The 22268-nt window shown below is 72.2% G+C and carries 19 protein-coding genes and 1 pseudogene; 8 read left to right on the forward strand and 12 right to left on the reverse strand.

Going from position 1 to position 22268, the window contains the following annotated elements; all coding sequences use genetic code 11:
* Positions 1 to 163: 163 nt before the first annotated feature.
* A complete protein-coding gene (locus NOO62_RS09075) occupies positions 164 to 1801 on the reverse strand; it encodes an MFS transporter (protein WP_268770382.1) in 1638 nt (545 codons plus the stop codon).
* Between the two features lie 231 nt (positions 1802 to 2032).
* Here NOO62_RS09075 and NOO62_RS09080 point away from each other — a divergent pair, with 231 nt between their 5' ends.
* Together NOO62_RS09080 and NOO62_RS09085 are read left to right on the forward strand one after the other, a co-directional pair.
* Positions 2033 to 3181 (forward strand): mannosyltransferase family protein, encoded by a 1149-nt coding sequence (locus tag NOO62_RS09080; RefSeq protein ID WP_268770383.1) that lies wholly within the window; start codon positions 2033 to 2035, stop codon positions 3179 to 3181.
* A 248-nt stretch (positions 3182 to 3429) separates the two neighbouring features.
* Positions 3430 to 4458 carry a phosphatase PAP2 family protein gene (locus NOO62_RS09085; protein WP_268770384.1) on the forward strand — a complete coding sequence of 343 codons (1029 nt, stop codon included), beginning with the start codon at positions 3430 to 3432 and terminating at the stop codon, positions 4456 to 4458.
* 120 nt (positions 4459 to 4578) lie between these two features.
* Here the strand turns inward: NOO62_RS09085 and NOO62_RS09090 are convergent, their stop codons facing one another.
* Positions 4579 to 4794: an I78 family peptidase inhibitor gene (locus NOO62_RS09090; protein ID WP_268770385.1), complete on the reverse strand. Its 216-nt coding sequence runs from the start codon at positions 4792 to 4794 to the stop codon at positions 4579 to 4581.
* Between the two features lie 439 nt (positions 4795 to 5233).
* Here NOO62_RS09090 and ctaD point away from each other — a divergent pair.
* Positions 5234 to 6901, forward strand: a pseudogene (gene ctaD / locus NOO62_RS09095) (cytochrome c oxidase subunit I); the annotation flags it as partial.
* Here ctaD and NOO62_RS09100 read toward each other — a convergent pair.
* From NOO62_RS09100 to NOO62_RS09120, 5 genes are all read right to left on the reverse strand, one after another.
* Positions 6807 to 7925, reverse strand: a complete 1119-nt coding sequence (locus tag NOO62_RS09100) for a YafY family protein (RefSeq protein ID WP_321170561.1) — start codon at positions 7923 to 7925, stop codon at positions 6807 to 6809. The pseudogene ctaD and the gene NOO62_RS09100 sit on opposite strands and share 95 nt — an antisense overlap.
* Before the next feature lie 27 nt (positions 7926 to 7952).
* Positions 7953 to 8843, reverse strand: coding sequence for a hypothetical protein (locus tag NOO62_RS09105; RefSeq protein ID WP_268770387.1), 891 nt, complete (start codon positions 8841 to 8843; stop codon positions 7953 to 7955).
* Positions 8840 to 10102 (reverse strand): glycosyltransferase family 4 protein, encoded by a 1263-nt coding sequence (locus NOO62_RS09110; protein WP_268770388.1) that lies wholly within the window; start codon positions 10100 to 10102, stop codon positions 8840 to 8842. The genes NOO62_RS09105 and NOO62_RS09110 overlap by 4 nt, the downstream gene beginning before the upstream one ends.
* A gap of 163 nt (positions 10103 to 10265) precedes the next feature.
* The gene (locus NOO62_RS09115) at positions 10266 to 11558 is read right to left on the reverse strand and encodes an ABC transporter substrate-binding protein (RefSeq protein WP_268770389.1); all 1293 of its coding nucleotides are present in this window, start codon (positions 11556 to 11558) and stop codon (positions 10266 to 10268) included.
* Positions 11533 to 12114: a hypothetical protein gene (locus tag NOO62_RS09120; protein ID WP_268770390.1), complete on the reverse strand. Its 582-nt coding sequence runs from the start codon at positions 12112 to 12114 to the stop codon at positions 11533 to 11535. Before NOO62_RS09120 ends, NOO62_RS09115 begins: the two co-directional genes overlap by 26 nt.
* 146 nt (positions 12115 to 12260) lie before the next feature.
* Here NOO62_RS09120 and NOO62_RS09125 point away from each other — a divergent pair, with 146 nt between their 5' ends.
* Genes NOO62_RS09125 through NOO62_RS09135 form a run of 3 tightly spaced genes read left to right on the forward strand, consistent with a single transcriptional unit; the run spans position 12261 to position 16191 of the window.
* Entirely contained in the window at positions 12261 to 12794 is a 534-nt protein-coding gene (locus tag NOO62_RS09125; RefSeq protein WP_268775530.1) for a hypothetical protein, read from the forward strand.
* Between the two features lie 4 nt (positions 12795 to 12798).
* Positions 12799 to 15495: an ABC transporter permease subunit gene (locus NOO62_RS09130; RefSeq protein WP_268770391.1), complete on the forward strand. Its 2697-nt coding sequence runs from the start codon at positions 12799 to 12801 to the stop codon at positions 15493 to 15495.
* A complete protein-coding gene (locus NOO62_RS09135) occupies positions 15496 to 16191 on the forward strand; it encodes an ATP-binding cassette domain-containing protein (RefSeq protein ID WP_268770392.1) in 696 nt (231 codons plus the stop codon). It begins immediately after the preceding gene.
* Here NOO62_RS09135 and NOO62_RS09140 read toward each other — a convergent pair.
* Both NOO62_RS09140 and NOO62_RS09145 read right to left on the reverse strand, forming a co-directional pair.
* A complete protein-coding gene (locus tag NOO62_RS09140; protein ID WP_268770393.1) occupies positions 16142 to 16756 on the reverse strand; it encodes a transglycosylase family protein in 615 nt (204 codons plus the stop codon). The two genes, NOO62_RS09135 and NOO62_RS09140, sit on opposite strands and share 50 nt — an antisense overlap.
* 84 nt (positions 16757 to 16840) lie before the next feature.
* Entirely contained in the window at positions 16841 to 17482 is a 642-nt protein-coding gene (locus tag NOO62_RS09145) for a transglycosylase family protein (RefSeq protein ID WP_268770394.1), read from the reverse strand.
* Positions 17483 to 18007: 525 nt separating this feature from the next.
* On the opposite strand from NOO62_RS09145, the gene NOO62_RS09150 reads away from it, so the two are divergent.
* On the forward strand, positions 18008 to 18790 hold the full coding sequence (locus tag NOO62_RS09150) for a hypothetical protein (protein WP_268770395.1): 783 nt from the start codon (positions 18008 to 18010) through the stop codon (positions 18788 to 18790).
* A 178-nt stretch (positions 18791 to 18968) separates the two neighbouring features.
* Complete coding sequence (locus NOO62_RS09155) at positions 18969 to 19265, forward strand: hypothetical protein (protein ID WP_321170562.1); 297 nt, start codon at positions 18969 to 18971, stop codon at positions 19263 to 19265.
* Positions 19266 to 19352: 87 nt separating this feature from the next.
* On the opposite strand, the gene der is transcribed toward NOO62_RS09155, so the two are convergent.
* The 3 genes from der to cmk form a co-directional block, all read right to left on the reverse strand.
* A complete protein-coding gene (gene der, locus NOO62_RS09160) occupies positions 19353 to 20831 on the reverse strand; it encodes a ribosome biogenesis GTPase Der (protein WP_268770397.1) in 1479 nt (492 codons plus the stop codon).
* 81 nt (positions 20832 to 20912) lie between these two features.
* A complete protein-coding gene (locus NOO62_RS09165) occupies positions 20913 to 21599 on the reverse strand; it encodes a lysophospholipid acyltransferase family protein (RefSeq protein ID WP_268770398.1) in 687 nt (228 codons plus the stop codon).
* Positions 21557 to 22252, reverse strand: coding sequence for a (d)CMP kinase (cmk, locus tag NOO62_RS09170; protein WP_268770399.1), 696 nt, complete (start codon positions 22250 to 22252; stop codon positions 21557 to 21559). Before cmk ends, NOO62_RS09165 begins: the two co-directional genes overlap by 43 nt.
* Between the last annotated feature and the right edge of the window lie 16 nt (positions 22253 to 22268).

Consider the following 22268-nt stretch of genomic DNA (forward strand, 5'->3'; position numbering starts at 1 on the left):
ACAAAACTAGCACTGTTAGTTAGCACACTCGCGCCGACGTTACGACGCACGCTCCCCTACGTCCAGAGCACCGGGCCCCGTCAGGGGCAAGCCCTCCAGGGGCGCGGGGAACTGCACGACCAGCCACAAACAACCCGTACCCGAAAGACCCGCCCCCGAGGGGTCAGGCGTCCACAGAAGACCCCGCCCCGACCCGCGCAGGGTCCCGCGGCGCCGGCACCCCCACCTCAGCCCGCCCCGCAGGGGCAGAACCCCCACACTCCATACCCCGCGGCAGCCGCAACGCAGCCACCGCCCCCAGCAACAGCAGCCCCGCACTGACCAGCAAGGTCACATGCAGCCCATGCACGAAGGAGTCCCGAGCCGCGCTCCGCAGCGCGGCCCCCGCCCCGCCCCCGACCCGCGCAGCGACCTCGTACGCCTCACCGAGCGAGTGCCCCGCGGCCGCACTGTCCGCGGCCGACACCCCGTGCACCGAAGACAACCCCGGCGCGTACGCCGCGTTCATGACGCTGCCGAGCAGCGCGATGCCGATCCCCGCACCCAGCTGGTAGGACGTCTCACCGATCGCGGCCGCGCCCCCCGCCTGCGCCTGCGGCGCCTCGCTCAGCATCGACTCGTACGCGCCGAAGAGCGTCGTCTCCAGGCCGAAACCGAGCAGCACGAACCCGACAAGCAGCAGCGCATCGTTCGCGTGTCCGCCCATGCCCGTGAGCAGCAGCACGGCGAACGCGGTCAGACAGAAGCCCGCGCAGACCATCGCGCGCGGCCCGAGCCCACTGAGCATCTTCGACCCCGCGAGGCCCGCGGCCATCGCGGCGATCGTCAGGGGGAGCAGCCGCAGTCCCGTCTCCAACGGGGAGAGGCCCAGCACCAGCTGGAGATACTGCGCGGCGATCAGTTCCAGGCCCACGAGCGCGAGCATGGCGAGGACGATGCAGCCGACCGACGTGCTGAACGCGGGCCGCATGAACATCGACAGGTCGACCAGCGGATGCTCGCGCCGCCGCTGTCTGCGGACGAAGCCGATGAGCAGGGCGCCGCCGAGGAAGAGGGAGAGGAGGGTCGTGAGGCCGAGCGGGTCCTCGCCGCCGCCGAGCCGCTTCACGCCGAGGACGAGGCCGAAGAGCCCGGTCGCGGCCATCAGCGCGCCGACCACGTCCCACGGCCCGTTCCTGTCGCCGGTCGACTCGGGCAGCAGCCAGCGGCCGATGGGCAGGCTGATCAGCATCAGCGGGATGTTTATGAGGAAGACCGAGCCCCACCAGAAGTGTTCGAGGAGGAACCCGCCGAGCAGCGGCCCGACGGCCGCGCCGACCGCGGCGACGGCGCTCCAGAGGCCGATGGCGACGGCCCGCTCGCGCCGGTCGGGGAAGACCTGGCGCAGGATCGAGAGCGTCGCGGGCATGATCATCGCGCCGCCGACGCCGAGCAGCGCGCGGGCCGCTATGAGGACCTGCGCGTTGTCCGCGAGGGCCGCGACGGCTGAGGCGACGCCGAAGAGGGCGTAGCCGAGGAGGAGGACGCGTCTGCGGCCGACGCGGTCGCCGAGCGTGCCGAAGAGGATGAGGAGCGAGGCGCAGACCAGTGGATAGATGTCGACGATCCACAGCAGTTCGATGGCGCCGGGCTTCAGGTCCTCGGTGACCGCGGGGACGGCGACGTGCAGCACGGTGGCGTCGACGGCGACGAGCAGCAGGCTGACGCAGAGGACGACGAGCACGACCCAGCGGTTGGCCCCGACACCGGCCCCGGATCCCCGCCGGCCCTGCGGTGCTGCGGCCGTGGTCGTCCCGGACATGTGCGTACCTCCCAGTGGTCCCTCGCATCGGCGGCCTGCGGGATGGTGAACTCCCAGCTCCGGCGGCGCGGACAAGGCGAGTGAGCCGTCAGAGTACGCGAGTCCGCGACCGGGGCGCGTGGCGGACCTCTCACGGTTGTACGGATGTGATGTGGCGTGCGCCACGCCCCCTGCCCTCCGGCCACGCCCCGTGGCGGCGTCCGGTTCCCTCGACGGCCGATAATCGAGCTCGTGACCGATCTTGATCAACGTCCCTCACCGGCCCCGGCGGGTCCCGTGCTGCGCCGTGCGGCGCCCGCGCTCCTCGTGTACGCGGCGGTGCGTGCGCTGGGCGTCGCCGTGCTCGCGGTCTGGGGCGCGGCGGCGGGCAAGAGCCCGCACACGCTGCTGTCCGCCCGCTGGGACTCCCTCTGGTACACCCGCGTCGCCGAGCACGGATACGGCTGGGAAGTGACGCTCCCGGACGGCAGCGTCCACTCGAACCTCGCGTTCTTCCCGCTGCTGCCCTGGCTTGAGCGGCTCGTCTCGTCGGTGAGCCCGTTGTCGTACGCGGACGCGGGTCTGGTGGTGAGCTGGGTCGCCTCACTCTTCGCCGCCGCCGGGATCTTCGCGGTCGCCGACCATCTGTACGGGCGTCGGGCCGGGATCTGCGCGGCCGCGCTGTGGGCGGTGCTGCCGGTCGGCATCGTGCAGTCGATGGCGTACAGCGAGTCCCTGTTCACGGCGCTCGCCGCCTGGTCGCTGTACGCGGTGCTCGGGGAGCGCTGGGTGACGGCGGGCCTGCTCGCCTCGCTGGCGGGGCTGACGCGGCCGGTGGGCGCGGCGGTGGTCGCCGCGATCTGGGCGGCGGCCGCCGTGCGGATGTACCGGGAGCGCCGGGCGGACCGGCGCATGCTGCTCGGCGTGGTCCTGGCGCCACTGGGCGCCGCGGCCTATGTGCTGTGGGTCGGCCGGCGCACCGGCGGCGGGCTCTTCGGCTATCTCGACGTCCAGGCGGGCTGGGGCAACGGCTTCGACTTCGGCTACGCCTTCGTGCGCTTCGTCGGGGAGAAGTTCACCTCGGTGCCGGGCGCCCTCGCGGGCCTCGGCCTGATCGGCGGCGTCGGCCTGGTCGGGTGGCTGTACGTCCTGTGTGTGCGGCGCGGGCAGCCCCTGCCGCTGCTCGTGTACTGCGGGATCGTCGTCGTGCTCGCCCTCTGCGCGGCCGGGTACTTCGGCTCGAAGCCACGGCTCCTGATGCCCGCCTTCCCGCTGCTGCTGCCGGTCGCGGTGGCGCTCGCCCGGCTGCGTACGTCCAGGTCGGCGCTGGTGCTCGGGGGCGTGGCGGTGGCGAGCGCGGTCTATGGGGCGTTCTGGCTGCACGGCTCGGGCCCGCCCTGATCGCGTCATGATCATTTCCGTGGGCCCCGGTGATCGAACGGGAAATTCCGCACCAGGACCCGGTGAACGAATTCATAAGGGGCATATAACTGCGCCGGAAATGATCAGCCAATTGACTAAGGCGGTCGGTGCGGAATAAACAAAACGCGGGAATAAACCCCGTGTTGAGATCAATCCCACATCACATCGTCATCACAAAGCCACTGATTCGGCCTAGTGCCTCACTCACTCGCTGTAACGTCGATTGGGTGCGTACCGAACGAAACCTCACCCGTCTTGACCGGGTCTTCGCCCGGCTGGACCGTGAGCCGGAACGACCGGCCCACCTCGACGTGCCGAGGATGAGTCGGCACAGGGTCGTGCTCTTCAGCGCGACCCTGGCCTTCTACCTGGCCATCGTCGTCGCCGTGCTGGCCACCTCGTGGCTGGTGCGGTTCGACTGGCAGGTCATGTTCTTCCGGCCCTACCAGCAGTGGCCGGAGATCCACGCCTTCCTCGACTACTGGGTCGTGCTCGGCCAGCGCGGCCCGACCGCCGTGATGGTCGCGGCCTGGCTCGGCTGGCGCTCCTGGCGGCAGCACACGCTGCGCCCGCTCCTCATGTTCGGCGCCGCCCTGCTCCTGCTCAACGTCACCGTGGGCGCCGCCAAGCTCGGCATGGGCCGCCTCGGCCCGCACTACGCGACCGCGATCGGCTCGAACGAGATGTGGCTCGGCGGCGATATATTCCCTTCGGGCCACACCGCCAACGCCGTCGTGACCTGGGGAATCCTGGCCTATCTCGCCTCGACCCCGCGCACCCGCCGCTATCTGTCGGCCCTCTCCGCCGTGGTCTCGCTGAGCGTCGGCCTCACCACCGTCTACCTCGGTACGCACTGGCTGAGCGACGTCTTCCTCGGCTGGGCCGCGGGTCTGCTCATCCTGCTCGCGCTGCCCTGGTGCGAGACGCTGATCGCCCGGGTCGAGGCCATGATCTTCAGCCTCCGCGAGGCCGTTCGGGCCCGCCGCACCGGCATCATCACGGTGCCGGAGACCAGCCCCGCGCCGGTCGGCGCCCCTGCCTTGGTCCCCCAGCGCACGGCCCCGGACGGCGACGCGCCCGCGCGCGAGCCCGTCGCGGCCGCCCGCGGCGCACGCCCCGCGGCCTACCTGGCGCCCGGACCGCACACGGCCCGCTCGGAGCGGACCCCGGTCACCCCGGCGGGCAGCCGCCGCCCGCCGCACTCCGACCGCGTGCCGCGCGGCACCACGTCGGCCCGCCCGGTGGCGGGCGGCTGACCCCAGGACGGCGGGGGCCGGTACGCACAGCCCATCCCCCGCACCGCGAAGGCCCCGGTTCCGACGAGGAACCGGGGCCTTCCGCCGTGCGCGTGCCCGCCGTTCGCCGGGCGTACGGGCTCAGCCCTTCCAGCAGCGCGCCACGACGCCGTCCTTGACCTCGAAGTTGAGCCGCCCCGCGAGGTACTCCATCGTGATGATCGCGCCCGGCTGCAGCGACCTGACGGTGGTCCAGCCGCGCTCGCGGGCCCGCCGCTCGGCGCCGTCGGCCGCCAGGCCGACATAACCGTCCGGGCTGTCCTGGGGCTCTGTGGGAGGGGTCGGGATAGGTGCCATGCCCGCCACGGTAGGCGAGCGCGGCCCCGCCGGGGAAGGCCGGGAGGTGCGCACCTTGGGTCACGGATACCTCTCCGGTCACGCTTTCGTCACAGGATCACGACGCGTGTTTTGGTCGAACTCCGTCACACGTACGGGCGGTTCCGTACTTCTACAGGTGTAATTCGGGAGCGTCCGAACGTCACTCGGAAGGGTTCTCCCGTACGCCCGGAAAAGACCGGTCCGAATAGGATCGCGCCCCCTCGTGACGCCCTTTTCCGGACGCCCGCTTTTCCGAATCCCGGTCCTCGCACGGAAGGTGACGAAGTGTGGAGGAATTCGCCATTCCGGCTCGCCCCCTGTCGAACCCGCGGTGACGCGAGCATCATGGATGGGCTTCGAACAGCTTCGGTCGGGCAGCGTCGGGCGGGCCCGGGACGCGAGGGCGAAGGGGCGGGCGATGGGGACCGAGACGGCGCGGGCGGCCGAACGACCGGTGCGGGAACGGCGCCCCGGCCGGGTCGTGGTGGACTGGCTGACCACGACGGACCACAAGAAGATCGGCCACCTCTACCTGATCACGTCGTTCGTCTTCTTCCTGATCGCCGGCGCGCTCGCCCTGCTCATGCGGGCCGAACTGGCCCGCCCCGGCCTGCAGCTGATGAGCAACGAGGAGTTCAACCAGGCCTTCACTATGCACGGCACGATCATGCTGCTGCTCTTCGCGACGCCGACGTTCGCGGGGTTCGCCAACGAGATCATGCCGCTGCAGATCGGCTCGCCCGACGTCGCCTTCCCGCGGCTGAACATGCTCTCGTACTGGCTGTTCCTCTTCGGCGGCCTGATGGTCCTCGGCTCGCTCCTCGTGCCGAGCGGGCCCGCCGCGTTCGGCTGGTTCGCGTACGCCCCGCTGAACAGCATGGAGCGGTCGCCGGGCGTCGGCGCCGACCTGTGGATCATGGGGCTCGCGCTCTCCGGCTTCGGCACGATCCTCGGCTCGGTGAACTTCCTGACCACCATCATCGGCATGCGGGCGCCCGGCATGACGATGTTCCGGATGCCCATCTTCACCTGGAACGTCCTGTTCACGTCGATCCTGGTGCTGATCGCGTTCCCCGTGCTCGCCGCCGCGTTGCTCGTCCTGGAGGCGGACCGGCGCTTCCACTCGCTCGTCTTCGCCTCGGAGAACGGCGGTGCGCTGCTGTGGCAGCACCTCTTCTGGTTCTTCGGGCATCCCGAGGTCTACATCATCGCGCTGCCGTTCTTCGGCATCATCACGGAGATCATCCCTGTCTTCAGCCGGAAGCCGATCTTCGGCTATCTGCCGCTGGTCGGTGCGACGACGGCCATCACCGGTCTCTCCGTTGTCGTGTGGGCGCACCACATGTTCGCCACCGGCGCGGTCCTGCTGCCGTTCTTCTCTTTCATGTCCTTCCTCATCGCCGTCCCCACGGGCGTGAAGTTCTTCAACTGGACGGGCACGATGCTCAAGGGTTCGCTCTCCTTCGAGACACCCATGCTGTGGTCGGTCGGGTTCCTGGTGAGCTTCCTCTTCGGCGGCCTCACCGGCGTCCTGCTCGCCTCGCCGCCCATCGACTTCCACGTCACGGACACGTACTTCGTCGTCGCGCACTTCCACTACGTCGTGTTCGGCACCGTCGTCTTCGCGACCTTCGGCGGCTTCTACTTCTGGTGGCCGAAGCTGACCGGCAAGATGCTCGACGAACGGCTCGGGAAGATCCACTTCTGGACGCTCTTCATCGGCTTCCACACGACGTTCCTCGTCCAGCACTGGCTGGGCGCCGAGGGCATGCCGCGGCGGTACGCGGACTACCTGGCCGCGGACGGCTTCACGGTGCTCAACACCGTCTCGTCCATCGGGGCGTTCCTGCTCGGCATGTCGACGCTGCCATTCCTCCACAACGTCTGGAAGACCGCCAAGTACGGCGAGAAGGTCGAGGTCGACGACCCCTGGGGCTTCGGCCGCTCCCTGGAGTGGGCGACGTCCTGCCCGCCGCCGCGGCACAACTTCGTCACGCTGCCCCGGGTCCGCTCCGAGTCCCCGGCGTTCGATCTGCACCATCCCGAGTACGCGGCGTACGAGGCGCGGGACGCGGGCCGGGACCCTGACCGGCGCCCCGACGATCTGCAGACGGACCACCCCGGTCCGGGGCATCCCGGTCCGGGACACTCCGGTCCAGAGCCCGACTGAGCAGGTCCCTGGACGTCCTGATCCGTTCGGAGAGCTCCGCGGGCTCGACGACCTCGAACTCCATGCCGAGGAACAGCACGTGGAAGACCATCACGTCCAGGCTCGTGGCGCCCGTGCGCAGCAGACAGGTCTGCGCGGTCTCGGCCTCCAGGGTGCCGTCGGCGGGCGAGAGCCGCTGGGCCGCCTCCTCCATGGGGACGAGGAGGCGGACGACAGCGTGTGCGGCGTACGCGCCGGTGGAGAGGCCCTGTGCGACGTACGCGGCGAGGTCGTCGGCCGGCGGGGTGCGCGGCGCGAAGCGGGGGCCGTGCGGCGGGCGCGGGTCGATGCGGTCCGCGCGGAACGTACGCCAGTCCTCGCGGTCGAGGTCCCAGGCGACGAGGTACCAGCGGCGCTCGGTGCAGACCAGGCGGTGCGGCTCCACCGTCCTGCGGGTGGAACTGCCGCCGTGGTCGCGGTAGTCGAAGCGGAGCCGCTCCGAGTCCCGGCAGAGGTCGGCGAGTCCGGTGAGGACCGCCGGGTCGACGCCCTGCCGCTGCGGGGCGCGCAGCAGCGGCACGGTGAACGCGTTCAGGGCGCCGACGCGACGGCGCAGCCGGTTCGGCAGCACCTGTTCGAGCTTGGAGAGCGCACGGACCGAGCTCTCGCCGATGCCCTCGACGCCCTGTCCCGCGGCGGTCCGCAGCCCGACGGCGACCGCGACCGCCTCGTCGTCGTCCAGGAGCAGCGGCGGCAACTCGGCCCCGGCGCCGAGCTGGTAGCCGCCTCCGGTGCCGGGGCTCGCGTTCACGGGGTAGCCGAGCTCGCGCAGCCGGTCCACGTCGCGCCGGACCGTGCGCGGGGTCACGCCGAGCCGTTCGGCGAGGTCCGCGCCGGACCAGTCGCGGTGGGCCTGCAACAGGGAGAGCAGGCGGAGCAGTCGTGCGGAGGTCTCCAACATGGAGGTGATTGTGCCGGGGGGCCAGTCCTACTTCCCCGTGCCCTCCTTGGCGTTCGTCTCGCGCACGCGCACGGACAGGTCGTTGTCGAGCGTGTAGTACGGGCCCGCCTCCAGCGTGCCGTGCTCCTTGGTCACGCACGGCACCACCGGGTACGTGAAGATCGGCTTCTTGTCCGGGACGTCGTCCAGGATCCGGGCGAGACGCACGCGCGGGCCGCTGTCACCGGCCGGGCGCAGCCACAGGTCCCAGGGGCCTGCCCCGCGGTCGGCGAGCGGGCCGTACGGCAGCGCGAAGGAGAACTCCGGCCCTTCGGCGGTGATCTCGGCCCGCTGGACGGCGTCCGGCTCGTCGCGCCGGACGGCCTCGACGTATCCGGCGTCGGTGAGCGCGGTGCCGTACACCCGGCCCCGCACGGTCATGGCGGTGCCGGAGATCTCGACCTCGCCGCTCTCGGCGTGCGGGGCGCGCAGCCAGCTGCGCACCGAGAGGTTGCCCTGCTTCGTCGCGTACGGGATGCGCACCGCGACATGGCCGCGGCTGCCGCTCGGCGCCCGGTCGACCAGCGAGCGCAGGTCGTTGAGGCCCGGCATGAGGCGGCGCGGCTCGCCGCCCGCGACCTGCGCGTACGCGTTCCAGCGGCCCTCGGCGAGCCCGACGCTGCTGGGCAGCGCGGCCCGCAGCCTGCCGTCGCCCGACGGGGTCAGCGGCAGCCGTACCGTGCTCTCGGAAGACTCCGCGGACTCGGCGTCACGGCGGCGCAGCACGAGGTGCGCGACGGCCTCCGTGCCCGGCTCGCCGGGGTCGGTGACGTCGAAGGTGAGTCCACCGGCGGAGTCCGCGATGCAGTCGGCACGCGGCGCCGCCGACGCCTCCTGGTCGTCCCCGGCGTGCGCCTGCGAGGTGGCCAAGGCCGTCATGCGGTCGATCCCTTCGTCTGTGCCCGGCCGAGGTCCCGCACGGCGTACGCGCCCCCGAGCAGCGCGCCGCGCGTGCGGTGCAGGGAGCCGCGCATCCGGCCCCCCACCGAGCTCCCCCGGGCGAGCATCCCGGTGAACATGGTGTCGTAGCGCTCGGCGATGCGTTCCGGGTCGAAGCGCTCGGAGTCCTGCAGCGCCGCGCCCGCCATCTGCTGCCTGAGCGAGTCGTTGTTGATCAGTTCGAGCAGTCCGCTCGCGATGGCGTCGGCATTGCCGACCTCGACGAGCCGGCCGTCGACGCCGTTGGAGATGATCTCGCCGGGGCCGTGCGGGCAGTCGGTGGCGACGACGGGGAGCCCGCAGCGCATCGCCTCGACGATCGTCATGCCGAAGGACTCCAGGCTGGAGGTGACGGCGGCGATGGAGCCCTTGGCCCACTCGGGCTCGATGGGGTGGGCGGGGCCCATCAGGAAGACGTGGTTGTACAGGCCGAGCTCGTCGATCAGGGCGCGCAGCTTGTCCTTCTGCTTGCCGCCTCCGTAGATCCGCAGCCGCCAGTCGGGGCGCTCGCGCCGCACCTTGTCGAACGCCCTGATCAGCAGGTCGTACCGCTTCACGGGGGCGAGACGGCCCGCCGCGACGACCCACTTGTGGGAGCCGTCGGCGGGCTCGATGCCGGGCGCGGGGACGGGGTTCGGAACGGCCTGGACGTGTACGCCGGGCAGCCGCATCTTGCGGGTGTACGCGCGGGCGTCGGCCTCGGTCGTCGTGGTCAGGACGTCGAGGCGGGGGTAGACGCTGCGGAGCTGGCGGCGCAGTTCCTTGCTGTGGCTGTCGAGCGTGAGGTGCTCCTGCCCGACGCGCAGCGGCCCGCGCGCGGTCTGGCGGGCGAGGTGCACGTTGAGGCCGGGCCGGGTGCCGATGACGACGTCCGCTTCGACGCCCGTGAGGTGGGCGGCGATGCGCCGGTCGGTGAGCGCGCTGTACTGCTTGTAGCGGCCCTCGGCGCTGGGGAACGTCCGGGCGGGGCGCAGGTGCTCGGGGTCCTCTCCCTCGTAGCCGGCCGTGTCCTTGCGCAGGTCGACGAGGTGGCGCAGTCGGACGCGCTGGTCAGGCGCGAAGACAGGCTCGTCACGGTGCCGGAAGACGGATACGACCTCGACGTCATGCTGTTGGGCCAGCGTGTTCGCCAGGTTGTACGTCGTCCGGATCGTCCCTCCGATTCCGTACGCGTTGTGTATGAGGAAAGAGATGTGCATGCGTCCCCGTATTCCGCGCTTCTATGCGGACAGTCCCCCTCGTCCGCCTACCGCAGGGTTAGACGGGGATTCCTGGCCAAAGGTTGGGTTCCCTCACCATCCTGTTCCCGAACAGATGCGTGATCGGTAACCACGAATGGGAACCTTTCTGCGATGACGTGCATCAAGGCTGGTAGGCGAGCTGGGGTACGTCGAAACAGTTACTGTTCATGTCGCCCTGAGTGACCCATCCCTCACCGTCCCGCCAGCGCGCGACGGACAGACACGTCCTGCGAGTCTCCGGCGGCTCCGCCCGGTGCTCGAACGTCACGGGAATCAGCAGCCCCCGCGCCGTATACGGCTTGTTCCGGTTCATGAAACGGTCCACGCACGCGCGCGTGACGTCGCCGCCGCCACCCCTCAGGCAGGACTTCGCGGCGTCGGTGAACCACATGGCGGCGGCCCAGCCCTCCAGCTGCCACTGTGAGAGCGCCTTGCCGCGCACGGCGGCGCGAAACTCGCGTACGGCCGGGTGGTCGATTTCCTCGTAGTTCCTGCTCGACCCGGTGGCCCACAGGGCGTTGCGGCAGCGGGGCGCGTCCTTGTAGTCGTCGCCGACGGACGACGTCCAGTTCTGCACGTTGGTGACCTTGGCCGTGACCTTCGCGCCGACGTCGTCCATCGCCTCGCACAGCCTGGCGTTGCCGTGCGTGTCCATCGCGTCGAAGACCAGGTCGGCGCCCTGCTCCTTCAGGTCGGCCGCGGCGGCGCGGAAGTTGGGCAGCGCGAAGTCGACCTGTTCGGTGACCACCTTGTAGCCCTCGGCCTTCAGGCCCCGGGTGACGAGCCGGGCGTACGCGGCGGACGCGGCCTGATTGTAGGAGACGACGGCGGCGGTCCGCGCGCCCCGCTCCCGCTTGAAGTAGCGGTAGACCTCGGTCCCGCCGTACAGCTCGCCGTCCCAGCCCGGACTGCCGTTCCGCGGGGCGAGGCTGCCGTAGATCCCGTACAGGTGTGGATACGTCTCGTACGCCGCTCCGATGGGCTGTCCCCCGACGTCGGGCACCCCGGCCCGCGAGACCCGGGCCGCGCCCGCGTAGTCGAGGGACGACGTGGCGACGAGCGCGACGACCTTCTCCTCCTCGACCAGCCGGTGCACGCAGTCGTTGTTGCCGACGCCGCTGCCGCCGTCGTCGCAGGTCCGCACCTCGACCTCGCGGCCCCCGATGCCGCCGCGGGCGTTCAGCCGGTCGAAGTAGGCCTTGGCCCCGTCGCGCGGCCCGGTGAACGCGGCGCCGCCGACCGGACTGGTCGCGCTGGTGACGATGCCGACCCTGATGGGCGCTCCCCCGGCCGGTGCGGGCGCCGCGCCGCGCCGCTCGAAGTCGCTCTCGGGCAGCCGGCTCCCGCAGGCCGCGCCCGCCAGCAGGACCGCGACGACGAGCAGCGTCTCAGCAGCCGGGACCCGGCGACTCATTGCCGCTCAGCTTCACCAGGGCGCAGAGCGTCTTGACGGAGACCTTCCAGGTGTCGTCCTGGTTGACGGCCGTCCCCGAGGCGTCGGGCAGCGCGGTGGCGCCCTTCAGCGTCAGCGCGTACGTCACGTCCGCCTCCGTCGCCGAGCCGAACCCGACCTCGGTCACGTCCGCCGCCACCTGCTCGCCGCGTTCGTCGCCGCTGAAGCTCTCCAGGACGTCGCGCATCTCGGCACCGTTCTCCAGGACGGTCTCCTTCTCCTTCAGCGGCGTCTTCGGGTCGAAGAACTTCTCCCAGTTCTCCGTGACCTCTTTCTCCGCGGCCGCCGGATCGGCGGGGGCGGACGCGGACGCGGACCCGCCGCCGTCGTCGGACGGCTCGGTGGTCTTCTCCACGGACGGCTCGGGCGGCGTCGCCCTGTCCCCGCCCCCGCTGTCGTCGCCGCAGGCCGCGGCGGCCGGTCCGATCAGCAGGACCGCGGCGGCCGCCAGCACCGCGCTCCTGGCCCTGCCCCGCCCGTGGTACGTCCCCTGCCTGGGGCTGATCCCGAGAACCATCTGGTCACCACCGGGTATCGGTCCGGACCGCGCGGGCCCGGAGCTTTCAGCGTCGGCTTCCAGAAGGCATAGTGCAAGCCATCGGCTGACATGGACAGCCCACCGACGTTACTGATGTGACCGACGACGTGTCCCAGGGGGCCTCGATGCGGGCGGATCGGACAGCTCGGACGGCCGGTACGTCCGGCCCGGCGCGCCTGCGGGCCCCGCACCCCATGCTGTGGGCGGCCTTCGCGTCGCTCGCCGTCGGCGCGGTGCTCTGCGTGCTCGGCTGGTACGGCGTCTCCGGCGAGCGGTTCGCCGAACGGCAGCTGCCCTACCTCGCGTCGTGCACGGTGCCGGGCGCCGCGCTGATCGTCGCGGGCACGCTGCTGCTCACACACGGCAGGAGCGTGCTCGCGGCGGCGCGCGTGGAGGAGTTGTACGGCCTGCTGGTGACGACGGAGCCGCCGACGCCCCCGCAACGACCTCCCACCGCGACCGACGGCACCCCCCTCATGGTCCCGGGCGGCACGCTCTGGCACCGGGCGGACTGCCCGCTGGTCGCGGGGAAGCCGGAAACGGTCCCCGCCGACGCCACGGTCCTCTCCGCGCAGGCCCTCGCACCCTGCCCGATCTGCGAACCGGGCCGCCCTCCAGAACCCGAAACCCCGCCGTCCTCCCCCGCCCCGGAGCACTGACCCGGTGGCGTCCCTGAGCTACGACCTCACGCTGGCCGGGCTCTCGATCGGCAGCGCGGCCGCCCTCACCGGCATCGGACTGATCGTCACCCACCGCGCGACCGGCGTCCTCAACTTCGCGCACGGCGCGGTGGCGATGCTCTGCGCCTACGTCCTGCGCCACCTGACGGTCGAATGGCACTGGCCACTCCCCCTGGCCGCGGCGGTGACTCTCCTCCTCATCGCCCCCGGCATCGGCCTGCTCCTGGACCGCGCGGTGTTCCGCCCCCTCGCGGTGCTGGGCGGGGACCCGGCACGCACCCTGGTCGCCTCGATCGGCGTCTTCGTCCTGCTCGTCGGCGGGGCGGCCCTCCTCTGGGGCCCCGGCGCCCGCGACGACGCGCCCGAGCTGCTCCCCGCCGACCCCTGGACCCAGCTGGGCGCGACCGTCGCCCTCGCCGCCGGGGTGGGCGCGCTGACCCGCTGGACCCGCTTCGGCGGCGAGCTGCGCGCGGTCGTCGACAACCGCCGCCTCGCCGTGCTCTCCGGCGTCGACGCGGACCGGGTGGCAGCGGCGGGCTGGGCGTTCGGCTCCTTCACGGCGGGCCTCACGGGCGTGCTGCTCGCCCCCTACGTACGGCTCGACCCGTACGGCATGCCGCTCCTCGTCATGGAAGTGGTGGCGGTCGCCGTGGTCGCCGGCATGCGCAGCCTGCCCGTCGCCGTGGCGGTCGCCCTCGGCCTGGGTGTGGCCCAGAGCCAGTTGACGCGCCTGCACCCGGGCGGCCTCCCGGAGCAGCTCCTCCAGACCGCGGGCGCGAACCTCTTCGTGATCGCCCTGCTCGTCGCGGCGCTGCTCCTGCCCGGCATCGGCTCCCGGGACGCCCTGCCCCGCACGGCGACGGCCCGTGTCCCCACGCCGCCGGGGGCCTGGACGGTGGCGGCGGTGCTCTTCCTCATCCCGCTCGGCTTCGCGGGCTCCGACCTGACGACCGCGGTCCAGGTCCCGGCGCTCGCGGTGATCCTGCTCTCGCTGGTGATCGTCACGGGCCGGGGCGGCCAGATCTCCCTTGGCCAGGCGGCGTACGCGGGCCTGGGCGCCCTCTTCACGGCCCTCCTCACGGCAGGCCGCTTCCCCGGCCTCCCCGAACTCCCGCACCTGCCCGCCCTGGCCGTGGCGGTCCTGCTCGTCGCGCCGCTGGGCGTGCTCACGGGCTGGCCCGCGATCAGCCGCCGAGGCCTGGCCCTCGCCCTCGCCACGTTCGCGGTGGGCGTGGGCGTCAGCCGCTTCGTCTTCACCCAGCCGTACGCGACGTCGGGCCTGACCCTGGACCGCCCGGCGGGCTTCACGGGCGACCGCGCGTACTACGTCCTGGAACTCGCCCTGCTCACCGTCGCGTTACTCCTCGTCGTCGCCTTGCGCAGGGGCCGCACGGGCCGGGCGCTCGCGGCGATGCGGGACCACGAGGCGGGCGCAGCGGCGGCGGGGGTACCGGTCCCGGCCCTCAAACTCGCCGCGTTCGTGACCGGGGCGGCGCTCGCGGCACTCGGCGGTGGCATGCTCGCCATGGGCCAGCGGGCCTTCGACGCGGGCGCGTACGACCCCGTACGGGGCCTGCTCTGGTTCGCCGCGGTCATCGTCCTCGGCTCGGACAGCGTGCTCGGCGCGTTGACGGCGGCGGCCCTCCTGGTAGGCCTGGACGCGGGAACGCGAGGCGGCCTGGCAGCAGCCCTCGTAGGCCTCCTGGCACTCCTCATCGCCCGCTTCCCGGGCGGCCCCTACGAGGCACTGCGCACAGCCGCCCACCACTTCCCCCGCACCCCCCGCCTGACCCCGACGGGCGACCGCGCCCGCAAGTCGCTGGCGACACTCGCCCCCACCGCCCCACGGTCGCCGAACCGGCAGAAGGAGACCTGGGGGTTTCCGCGAGCGCAGCTCAGTGACCCCGGCAACGGAGCCACCGCAAAAGGACCCCGCCGCGGGGACGGCGAGCACGCAGACACCCCCGCGGCCCCGCACCCGAGACGAACCCCGCGCGAGGTCCGCACCCTCACCGCTCACCGCCTCACCCTGGCCTACGACGGATTCACCGCCCTGAACGACGTCAGTCTCACCGTCCCCCCAGGACAGGTCACCGCCGTAGTAGGCCCCAACGGCGCGGGCAAGAGCACGCTGTTCCACTGCCTGGCCGGGACCCTCCGCCCCGCCTCCGGACGCATCACCCTCGGCGCCCGCGACATCACCGCGCTCCCCGCGCACGCCCGTACCCGCACCGGCATGGCCCGCACCTTCCAGCAGCTGGCCGTCTTCCCGTCACTGACGATCGCGGAGAACGTCCAGGTGGGCGCGGACCAGACCAACGGACCCCGCACCACCGCCACCGTCACCCAAACCCTCCGCCTCCTGGACCTCATGCCCCTCCGCACCCGCCCCGCGACGAACCTCCCCACCGGCGCCCTCAGACGCACGGAACTGGCCAGAGCCCTCGCAGGCAGCCCCCACACGCTCCTCCTGGACGAGCCCGCCGCGGGCCTGGACGCGGCCGAGGTCGCGGCGCTCGCCACCCTGCTGCGCGCCCTCGCCGCCGACGGCATGGCGCTCCTCGTCGTCGAGCACGACCTCGATCTCGTGGCGGGCCTCGCCGACACCGTGCACGTCATGGCGGCGGGCCGCATCGTGACGAGCGGCCCCGCGAACCAGGTACTGGACGAGGCGCACTGAATGCGCGGCATCGAACTCCGCGACGCCCGCGTCCACTACGGCCCCCTCGAAGCCCTGCACGGCATCACCCTGGCCGCCCCCGCCGCCGCACTCACCGTCCTCCTCGGCCGCAACGGCGCGGGCCGGACCACCGCCCTGCGCGCCCTGGCCGGCACGGTCCCGCTCTCCTCCGGCACCGTCGTCCGCGACGGAAGAGACATCACCCGGCAACCGGCCCACGAACGCGCCGCCAACGGCCTCTGCTTCGTACCGGACCGGGAAGCCGTGTTCTCCTCCCTCACCGTCGCGGAGAACCTCGCCCTCGCCCACCCCGCAAGGGACACCGCACGCGCGCTGGACGCCTACCCCGAGCTGCGCCCCCTCCTGCCGCGCCGCGCGGGCACGCTTTCCGGGGGCGAGCAGCGCATGCTGGCCCTCTCCAGGGCCCTGCTCGCCGACGCGGCCGTCATCCTCGTGGATGAGCCGACCCAGGGCATGTCACCCGCCGTCGCGGCCCGCACCTACGCCCTCCTGGAGGACCTCGACGCCTGCGTGGTCCTCGCCGAGCAGCGGCTGCCGCCCGGCCTGCGGGAGGGCGCGGGCCGGACGGCGGTCGTGCACGAACTGCGTCGGGGCGCGGTCGTGTTCAGCGGAGAGCCGGGAGAGCTCAGAGCCTGTCCTTGGACCCCAGCCCGCTCTCAGTACGCCCCGGAATGACGAGGAGCGTGCCGATGGCGAGCCGGTCGGGGCGGCTCCCGACCTTGCCCCGGTTGGTCTTGTACAGGGCCTGCCAGCCTCCCTTCACGTCGTAGCGTCGCGCGACCCCACTCAGCGTCTCGCCCGGCCTCACCTCATGGACGCGTCGGTCGAACCGCTCGATGCGCACCGCCTTGGAGCAGGCGGGCCACGCATTCCAGCCCTGGGTGCGCAACACCTTCTCGGCGACCTTGATCTGCTCCTCCCGGGTGGCGAGATCGGCCCGCGGCGCGTACTCGAGCCCGCCGTGCTCCTCCCAGGTGGTCTGCCGGAACTGCAGTCCTCCGTAGAAGCCATTGCCCGTGTTGGTCTGCCATCGTCCGTTGCTCTCGCACTCGGCGAGGCAGTGCCACGGACCCTTGTCCCGGGAGCAGTCGTACGGCTTCGAAGCGCCGTGAGCGCCGCCCGGCTGCCGCGGCGCGGCCGCCGACGCGGCGCCCGAGGGCAACGCCACCGCCACGAGGACCGCGCCGACGGCCAGGGACAGGGGTACGGACCTGATACGCGAAATCGACTTCAGGTGCATCGGGTCACGCTAGGCAGCTCCGCGACGGGCCCAGCGCCTGCCGCGCCGCCGCGGAGTCTGCCCCCACCCGGTCGGACGATCCGATCAGAGGCTCAGCCGCTGCCCCGGCACGATCATGTTCGGGTCACCGCCGATGACCTGCCGGTTGGCCGCGTACACCCGCTGCCAGTCCGTCCCGTACCGGGCCGCGATGAGGCTGAGGGTGTCGCCCTGCCCGACGGTGTAGTTGCCGGGAGCGCCGCGCGAGGAGCCCCGGTCGGAGCGGTCCGCGGTCCCGCCGGGCCGCTGCCCGACGGCCTTGGGCGCGGGCTTCGCCGCCCTGGGCGCGGGCTTCGCCGCCTTCGGGACCGGCGCGGCGGCGGACGGCGCGCTGCCGTAGGCCCCGGCCCGGGCCGCGCAGGACGGCCACGCGCCCCACCCCTGCGCTCGCTGCACCTTGGCGGCGACGGCGATCTGCTGCGCCTTCGACGCCCTGTCGGCGGTCGGCGCATAGGCCCCGCCGCCGTACGCACGCCACGTACCGGCGGAGAACTGCAGCCCGCCGTAGTAGCCGTTGCCCGTGTTGATCTGCCAGTTTCCGCCGCTCTCGCACCGTGCGATGCGGTCCCACACTCCGCTGTCCGCGGCTCCGGCCTGGCCGGTCGCGGCGAGCAGTCCCAGCGGGGCCAGAAGCGCGGCCCCTCCGATCACTGCCATGGTGCGCGTGCTCTTGGGACGTGCGGACATGAATTTCCCTCTCGCAGGCCCCGGGCTCCCCCTGGCCGAGCGGCCCCTCACGCATCCGGCGCCTGGGGTCCGGCCGACCCCGCCCGCCGGTGTCGGTGCTCGAGCTGGCTGGTGCGACCGGCGGACGTACCCGAGCGGTGCTCGCTGCACACGGCGGTGGAATCTAGGAGTCCTTCCGCCCCGTATCAACCAAGTCCTTGTCATTCCAGGCCAGTTGGGCGTTACCCCCGGTATCGGCGAGTTCAGGCCACCCACTTCATTGGCTGATATCAGGATTTAGTGACCGTCCACGCCAGCGATCTGTGACTCAGCTCACCGGGTCAACCTCCGTGCACCCAGCACCTGTTGGCGCGGAGTGACACATTCCGCCGCCCGTCTCACCCTCCGCTGCGGATGGTTCGATTCCGTTCGCCTTCGTGCGTGACTTGCGCCACTGATCCGCCGTTGAGTCCTTATGAGCCGGACACGGTCCGGCCCGCCACACCCTCCCCATGCACCCCAGATGACGATCCCGAGGAGTCACCCGTGCCGCGCATGCTGGACGTCAGCGACGACGTACGCGCCGAGATCGGCGACGAAGAAGCCGACCGGCTGCTCGCCGGAGACAACACCCCGGGCAGCTACGACTGCACGTCCTGCCGCACCCCCGGCGACGCGGAACAGGAGCGCACCAGCACCGTCCTGTTCGTCGGCGACGAGACGGCCGTGCTCGCCTTCGCCCACGCCACCTGCCTGCCCTCCCAGATCGTCACGGTCTCCGAGGAGCAGTTGCAGGGCGCCGTCCGTTCGATCACCGGGGACGACGGCGCCACGGCGGACGACGCGGCCCCGAGCCAGGCCGTGCTCGGCGTGACCAGCGGCCTCGTCCTGATCGAGGGCGAGCTGCGCCCCGCCCTGGTCGTGGAGCCGACCGGGGCCATCGCCCGCCCCGGCGGCGAGACCGGCGGCGGCGACGAGTTCCTGCCGCTCCTGATCGAACAGGGCTTCATGCCCGTCGCCTCCCTCGACACCGTGCCGCCCCCGCTGCACGGCTGGTCGGTGCTGCTCGCCATGGGCCAGCTGCACGCCATCCTGCAGCCCGGCACCGGCGGCGGCTCGCCCGTCGCCTGGTGGCAGGCGCACCACCCGCTCCAGGTCACCGAGGACTGGCGGACCGCGGCCAACAAGACCCAGACCGTGCTGCTCTTCGCGGCCCCCGTCGGCTCCATCGGCCGGCAGCCGCGCGAGGACATGCTGCGGGACGCGCTGGACAAGGCGGCGACCCACGGCCGCCTCGTCGCGAGCACCCTGCCGCTCGCCGGGACCTGACCGGCCCGGCCGCCCGCGGAGGCCGCCCCGGCCCCCGAACGCACCGGTCACACGTGTGCGCCGGACGGGGAAACCGGTGCGGCCCCCGCATCCGGGGAGCGCCCGTTTCGTTGGCACATACGTGCATCCATACGACCCCTCCCGCCCCCGGCCGGCGTACCAGAGCCCCATCCCGTCCATGCGCACCGCGCCGGACTCGACGGGCAACCACTCGGCCACACCCATCTACGACGCGCTGTACTCGGAGTACCTCAGGGCCTTCAGGGCCCTGCCGGGCGACCGGAGCGGCGAGGAGGACCTGGGGTTCACCGCCTTCGCCCCGGGGCCGTACGGCATGCAGCACCGTGTGGACGCACGGCACGACCCGCGCTACAACCCGTTCCACGTGTCGCGCTACGGCCAGTACGAACACCACGGAACGAGCCACCACTCGTTCCCGGCGGCCCTGCCGCCCGGCCCGCGACACAGGCCCTAAGGCCTGTCTGCCCGGACAGCCGAATGCCCGGCCTCCCCACGACGGGGGGCCGGGCATCGGTCTGTGTACGAGGTTCTCGCAGGCGCGTTACTTCTTGCGGCCGCGCTTCTCGCGCACCCGCACCGACACGTGGATCGGCGTGCCCTCGAAGCCGAACTCCTCGCGCAGACGGCGCTCCAGGAAGCGGCGGTAGCCCGCCTCGATGAAGCCCGACGCGAAGAAGACGAACCGCGGCGGCTTGGTGCCCGCCTGCGTGCCGAAGAGGATGCGGGGCTGCTTGCCGCCGCGGACCGGGTGCGGGTGGGAGGCGACGATCTCGCCGAGGAACGCGTTCAGACGCCCGGTCGGCACGCGCGTCTCCCAGCCCTCGAGGGCCGTCTCGATCGCGGGGACCAGCTTCTCCATGTGGCGCCCGGTGGTCGCCGACACGTTGACGCGCGGGGCCCAGGCCACCTGGGCGAGCTCCGTCTCGATCTCCCGCTCCAGGTAGTAGCGGCGCTCCTCGTCGAGGGTGTCCCACTTGTTGTACGCGACGACGATCGCGCGGCCCGCCTCGACGGCCATCGTCACGATGCGCTGGTCCTGGACCGAGATGGACTCGGAGGAGTCGATGAGGATCACCGCGACCTCCGCCTTCTCGACGGCGGCGGCGGTGCGCAGCGACGCGTAGTAGTCCGCGCCCTGCTGGAGGTGGACGCGCTTGCGGATGCCCGCCGTGTCGACGAACTTCCAGGTCACGCCGCCCAGCTCGATGAGCTCGTCGACCGGGTCGCGGGTGGTGCCCGCCAGCTCGTTGACGACCACGCGGTCCTCGTTGGCCACCTTGTTCAGCAGCGAGGACTTGCCGACGTTCGGACGGCCGATGAGCGCGATGCGGCGCGGTCCGCCGATGGCCGCGCCGAAGGTCTGCGCGGGCGCCTCGGGCAGCGCCTCCAGGACGGCGTCCAGCATGTCGCCGGTGCCGCGGCCGTGCAGCGCGGAGATGGGGTGCGGCTCGCCGAGGCCCAGGGACCACAGGGCGGTGGCGTCGGCCTCGCCGGACGGTCCGTCGACCTTGTTGGCGCAGAGCACGACGGGCTTGCCGGCCTTGCGGAGCAGCCGCACGACGGCCTCGTCCGTGTCGGTGGCGCCGACCGTGGCGTCGACGACGAAGACGACGGCGTCCGCCGCCTCGATCGCGTACTCCGCCTGGGCGGCGACGGACGCGTCGATGCCGAGCACGTCCTGCTCCCAGCCGCCGGTGTCGACGAGCTTGAAGCGGCGGCCCGACCACTCCGCCTCATAGGTGACGCGGTCGCGGGTCACGCCGGGGCGGTCCTCCACGACGGCCTCGCGGCGGCCGATGATGCGGTTCACCAGAGTCGACTTGCCGACATTGGGGCGGCCGATGACGGCGAGGACGGGCAGCGGGCCGTGGCCCGCCTCCTCGATGGCGCCCTCGACGTCCTCGATGTCGAAGCCCTCTTCGGCGGCGAGCTCCATGAACTGTGCGTACTCGGCGTCGCCGAGCGCCCCGTGGTCGTGCTCGGCGGAGCCGTCGCCCTCGGGCTGGATCTGGTCGTTCATGAAGTCCGTACCTCGTCGTTCATCGTGGTGATCGGTGCACCGGCCTCGTGTCGGTCCTGCGCACTACTTGATAAGTCTCGCTCAGCGCCCGGTCAGGCGCCTGGCGTTTTCCAGGTGGCCGGTGAGCCGCTCCTGGATGCGCACGGTCGCCTCGTCGAGCGCCTTGCGCGTGCGGCGGCCGCTGCCGTCGCCCGCGTCGAAGGGCTCCCCGAAGACGACGTCGACGCGGCTGCGGAGCGGGGGCAGCTGCTTTATCAACCGTCCCGGCCGCTCCGTGCTTCCCAGCACCGCGACCGGCACGATCGGTGCGTCGGCCCGCACCGCGAAGTACGCGAGCCCGGCCCGCAGCGACGCGAAGTCGCCCTCGCCCCGGGTGCCCTCCGGGAAGATGCCGAGGACGCCGCCCTGCTGCAGGACGCCGAGCGCACGGGTGATGGCCGTGCGGTCGGCGACCGAGCGGTCCACCTTCAGCTGGCCGATGCCGTGCAGGAAGGAGCCGAGGGGCCCGATGAACGCTTCCTTCTTGATCAGGAAGTGCGTGGGCCGGGGCGCGACGCCCATGACCATCGGGCCGTCGACGTTGTGCGAGTGGTTGACGGCCAGGATCACGGGCCCGCTCGCGGGCACCCGCCAGGCGCCGAGCACCCGCGGCTTCCACAGGCCGTACATGAGGCCGACGCCGATCCGGCGGCCGACCTCCGCGCCCCGCTCGGAAGCACCTTCAGTCACTTGGCGGCCCGCTTCTCCTCGACGAGGGTGACCACGCATTCGATGACCTGCTGGAGCGTGAGCTCGGTCGTGTCGACCTCGACGGCGTCGCCGGCCTTGGCCAGCGGGGACGTCTTGCGGCTGGAGTCGGCCGCGTCCCGCTTGATCAGGGCTTCCTGCGTCGCCTTGATGTCGGCGCCCTTCAGCTCGCCGGAGCGGCGGGCGGCGCGCGCCTCGGGCGACGCGGTGAGGAAGACCTTCAGGTCGGCGTCGGGCAGCACGGTCGTGCCGATGTCACGGCCCTCGACGACGATGCCCTTCTCGGCCGAGACCGCGATGGAGCGCTGGAGCTCGGTGATGCGGGTGCGGACCTCGGGGACGGCGCTGACCGCGCTGACCTTCGAGGTGACGTCGGTGGTGCGGATCGGCCCGGCGACGTCGGTGCCGTCGACCGTGATGGTCGGGGCGGCCGGGTCGGTGCCGGAAACGATCTCGGGCTTGCCCGCGACAGCGGCGATCGCCGTCGGGTCGGTGAGGTCGATGCCGTGGTGCACCATCCACCAGGTGATGGCCCGGTACTGGGCACCGGTGTCCAGGTAGCTGAGGCCGAGCTGGGCGGCGACAGCCTTCGAGGTGCTCGACTTGCCCGTGCCGGACGGTCCGTCGATGGCGACGATCACGGCTGCCGGGGCGGCGGTTTCGGCTGTTTCCACGGGGCTGTGGGCACCT

Source organism: Streptomyces sp. Je 1-369 (genome assembly GCF_026810505.1).
Lineage (GTDB): Bacteria > Actinomycetota > Actinomycetes > Streptomycetales > Streptomycetaceae > Streptomyces.

Bases quoted from the DNA above. Each gene is read 5' to 3' on its own strand.
- NOO62_RS09120 (WP_268770390.1), bottom strand. From the start codon at position 12,114: ATGGTTCTCGGGATCAGCCCCAGGCAGGGGACGTACCACGGGCGGGGC.
- NOO62_RS09090 (WP_268770385.1), bottom strand. From the start codon at position 4,794: ATGGCACCTATCCCGACCCCTCCCACAGAGCCCCAGGACAGCCCGGAC.
- NOO62_RS09145 (WP_268770394.1), bottom strand. From the start codon at position 17,482: ATGTCCGCACGTCCCAAGAGCACGCGCACCATGGCAGTGATCGGAGGG.
- NOO62_RS09115 (WP_268770389.1), bottom strand. From the start codon at position 11,558: ATGAGTCGCCGGGTCCCGGCTGCTGAGACGCTGCTCGTCGTCGCGGTC.
- NOO62_RS09165 (WP_268770398.1), bottom strand. From the start codon at position 21,599: ATGCGTGGTCACCCTCGTCGAGGAGAAGCGGGCCGCCAAGTGACTGAA.
- NOO62_RS09075 (WP_268770382.1), bottom strand. From the start codon at position 1,801: ATGTCCGGGACGACCACGGCCGCAGCACCGCAGGGCCGGCGGGGATCC.
- NOO62_RS09135 (WP_268770392.1), top strand. From the start codon at position 15,496: ATGCGCGGCATCGAACTCCGCGACGCCCGCGTCCACTACGGCCCCCTC.
- NOO62_RS09140 (WP_268770393.1), bottom strand. From the start codon at position 16,756: ATGCACCTGAAGTCGATTTCGCGTATCAGGTCCGTACCCCTGTCCCTG.
- NOO62_RS09125 (WP_268775530.1), top strand. From the start codon at position 12,261: ATGCGGGCGGATCGGACAGCTCGGACGGCCGGTACGTCCGGCCCGGCG.
- NOO62_RS09155 (WP_321170562.1), top strand. From the start codon at position 18,969: ATGCGCACCGCGCCGGACTCGACGGGCAACCACTCGGCCACACCCATC.
- der (WP_268770397.1), bottom strand. From the start codon at position 20,831: ATGAACGACCAGATCCAGCCCGAGGGCGACGGCTCCGCCGAGCACGAC.
- NOO62_RS09100 (WP_321170561.1), bottom strand. From the start codon at position 7,925: ATGTTGGAGACCTCCGCACGACTGCTCCGCCTGCTCTCCCTGTTGCAG.
- NOO62_RS09105 (WP_268770387.1), bottom strand. From the start codon at position 8,843: ATGACGGCCTTGGCCACCTCGCAGGCGCACGCCGGGGACGACCAGGAG.
- NOO62_RS09110 (WP_268770388.1), bottom strand. From the start codon at position 10,102: ATGCACATCTCTTTCCTCATACACAACGCGTACGGAATCGGAGGGACG.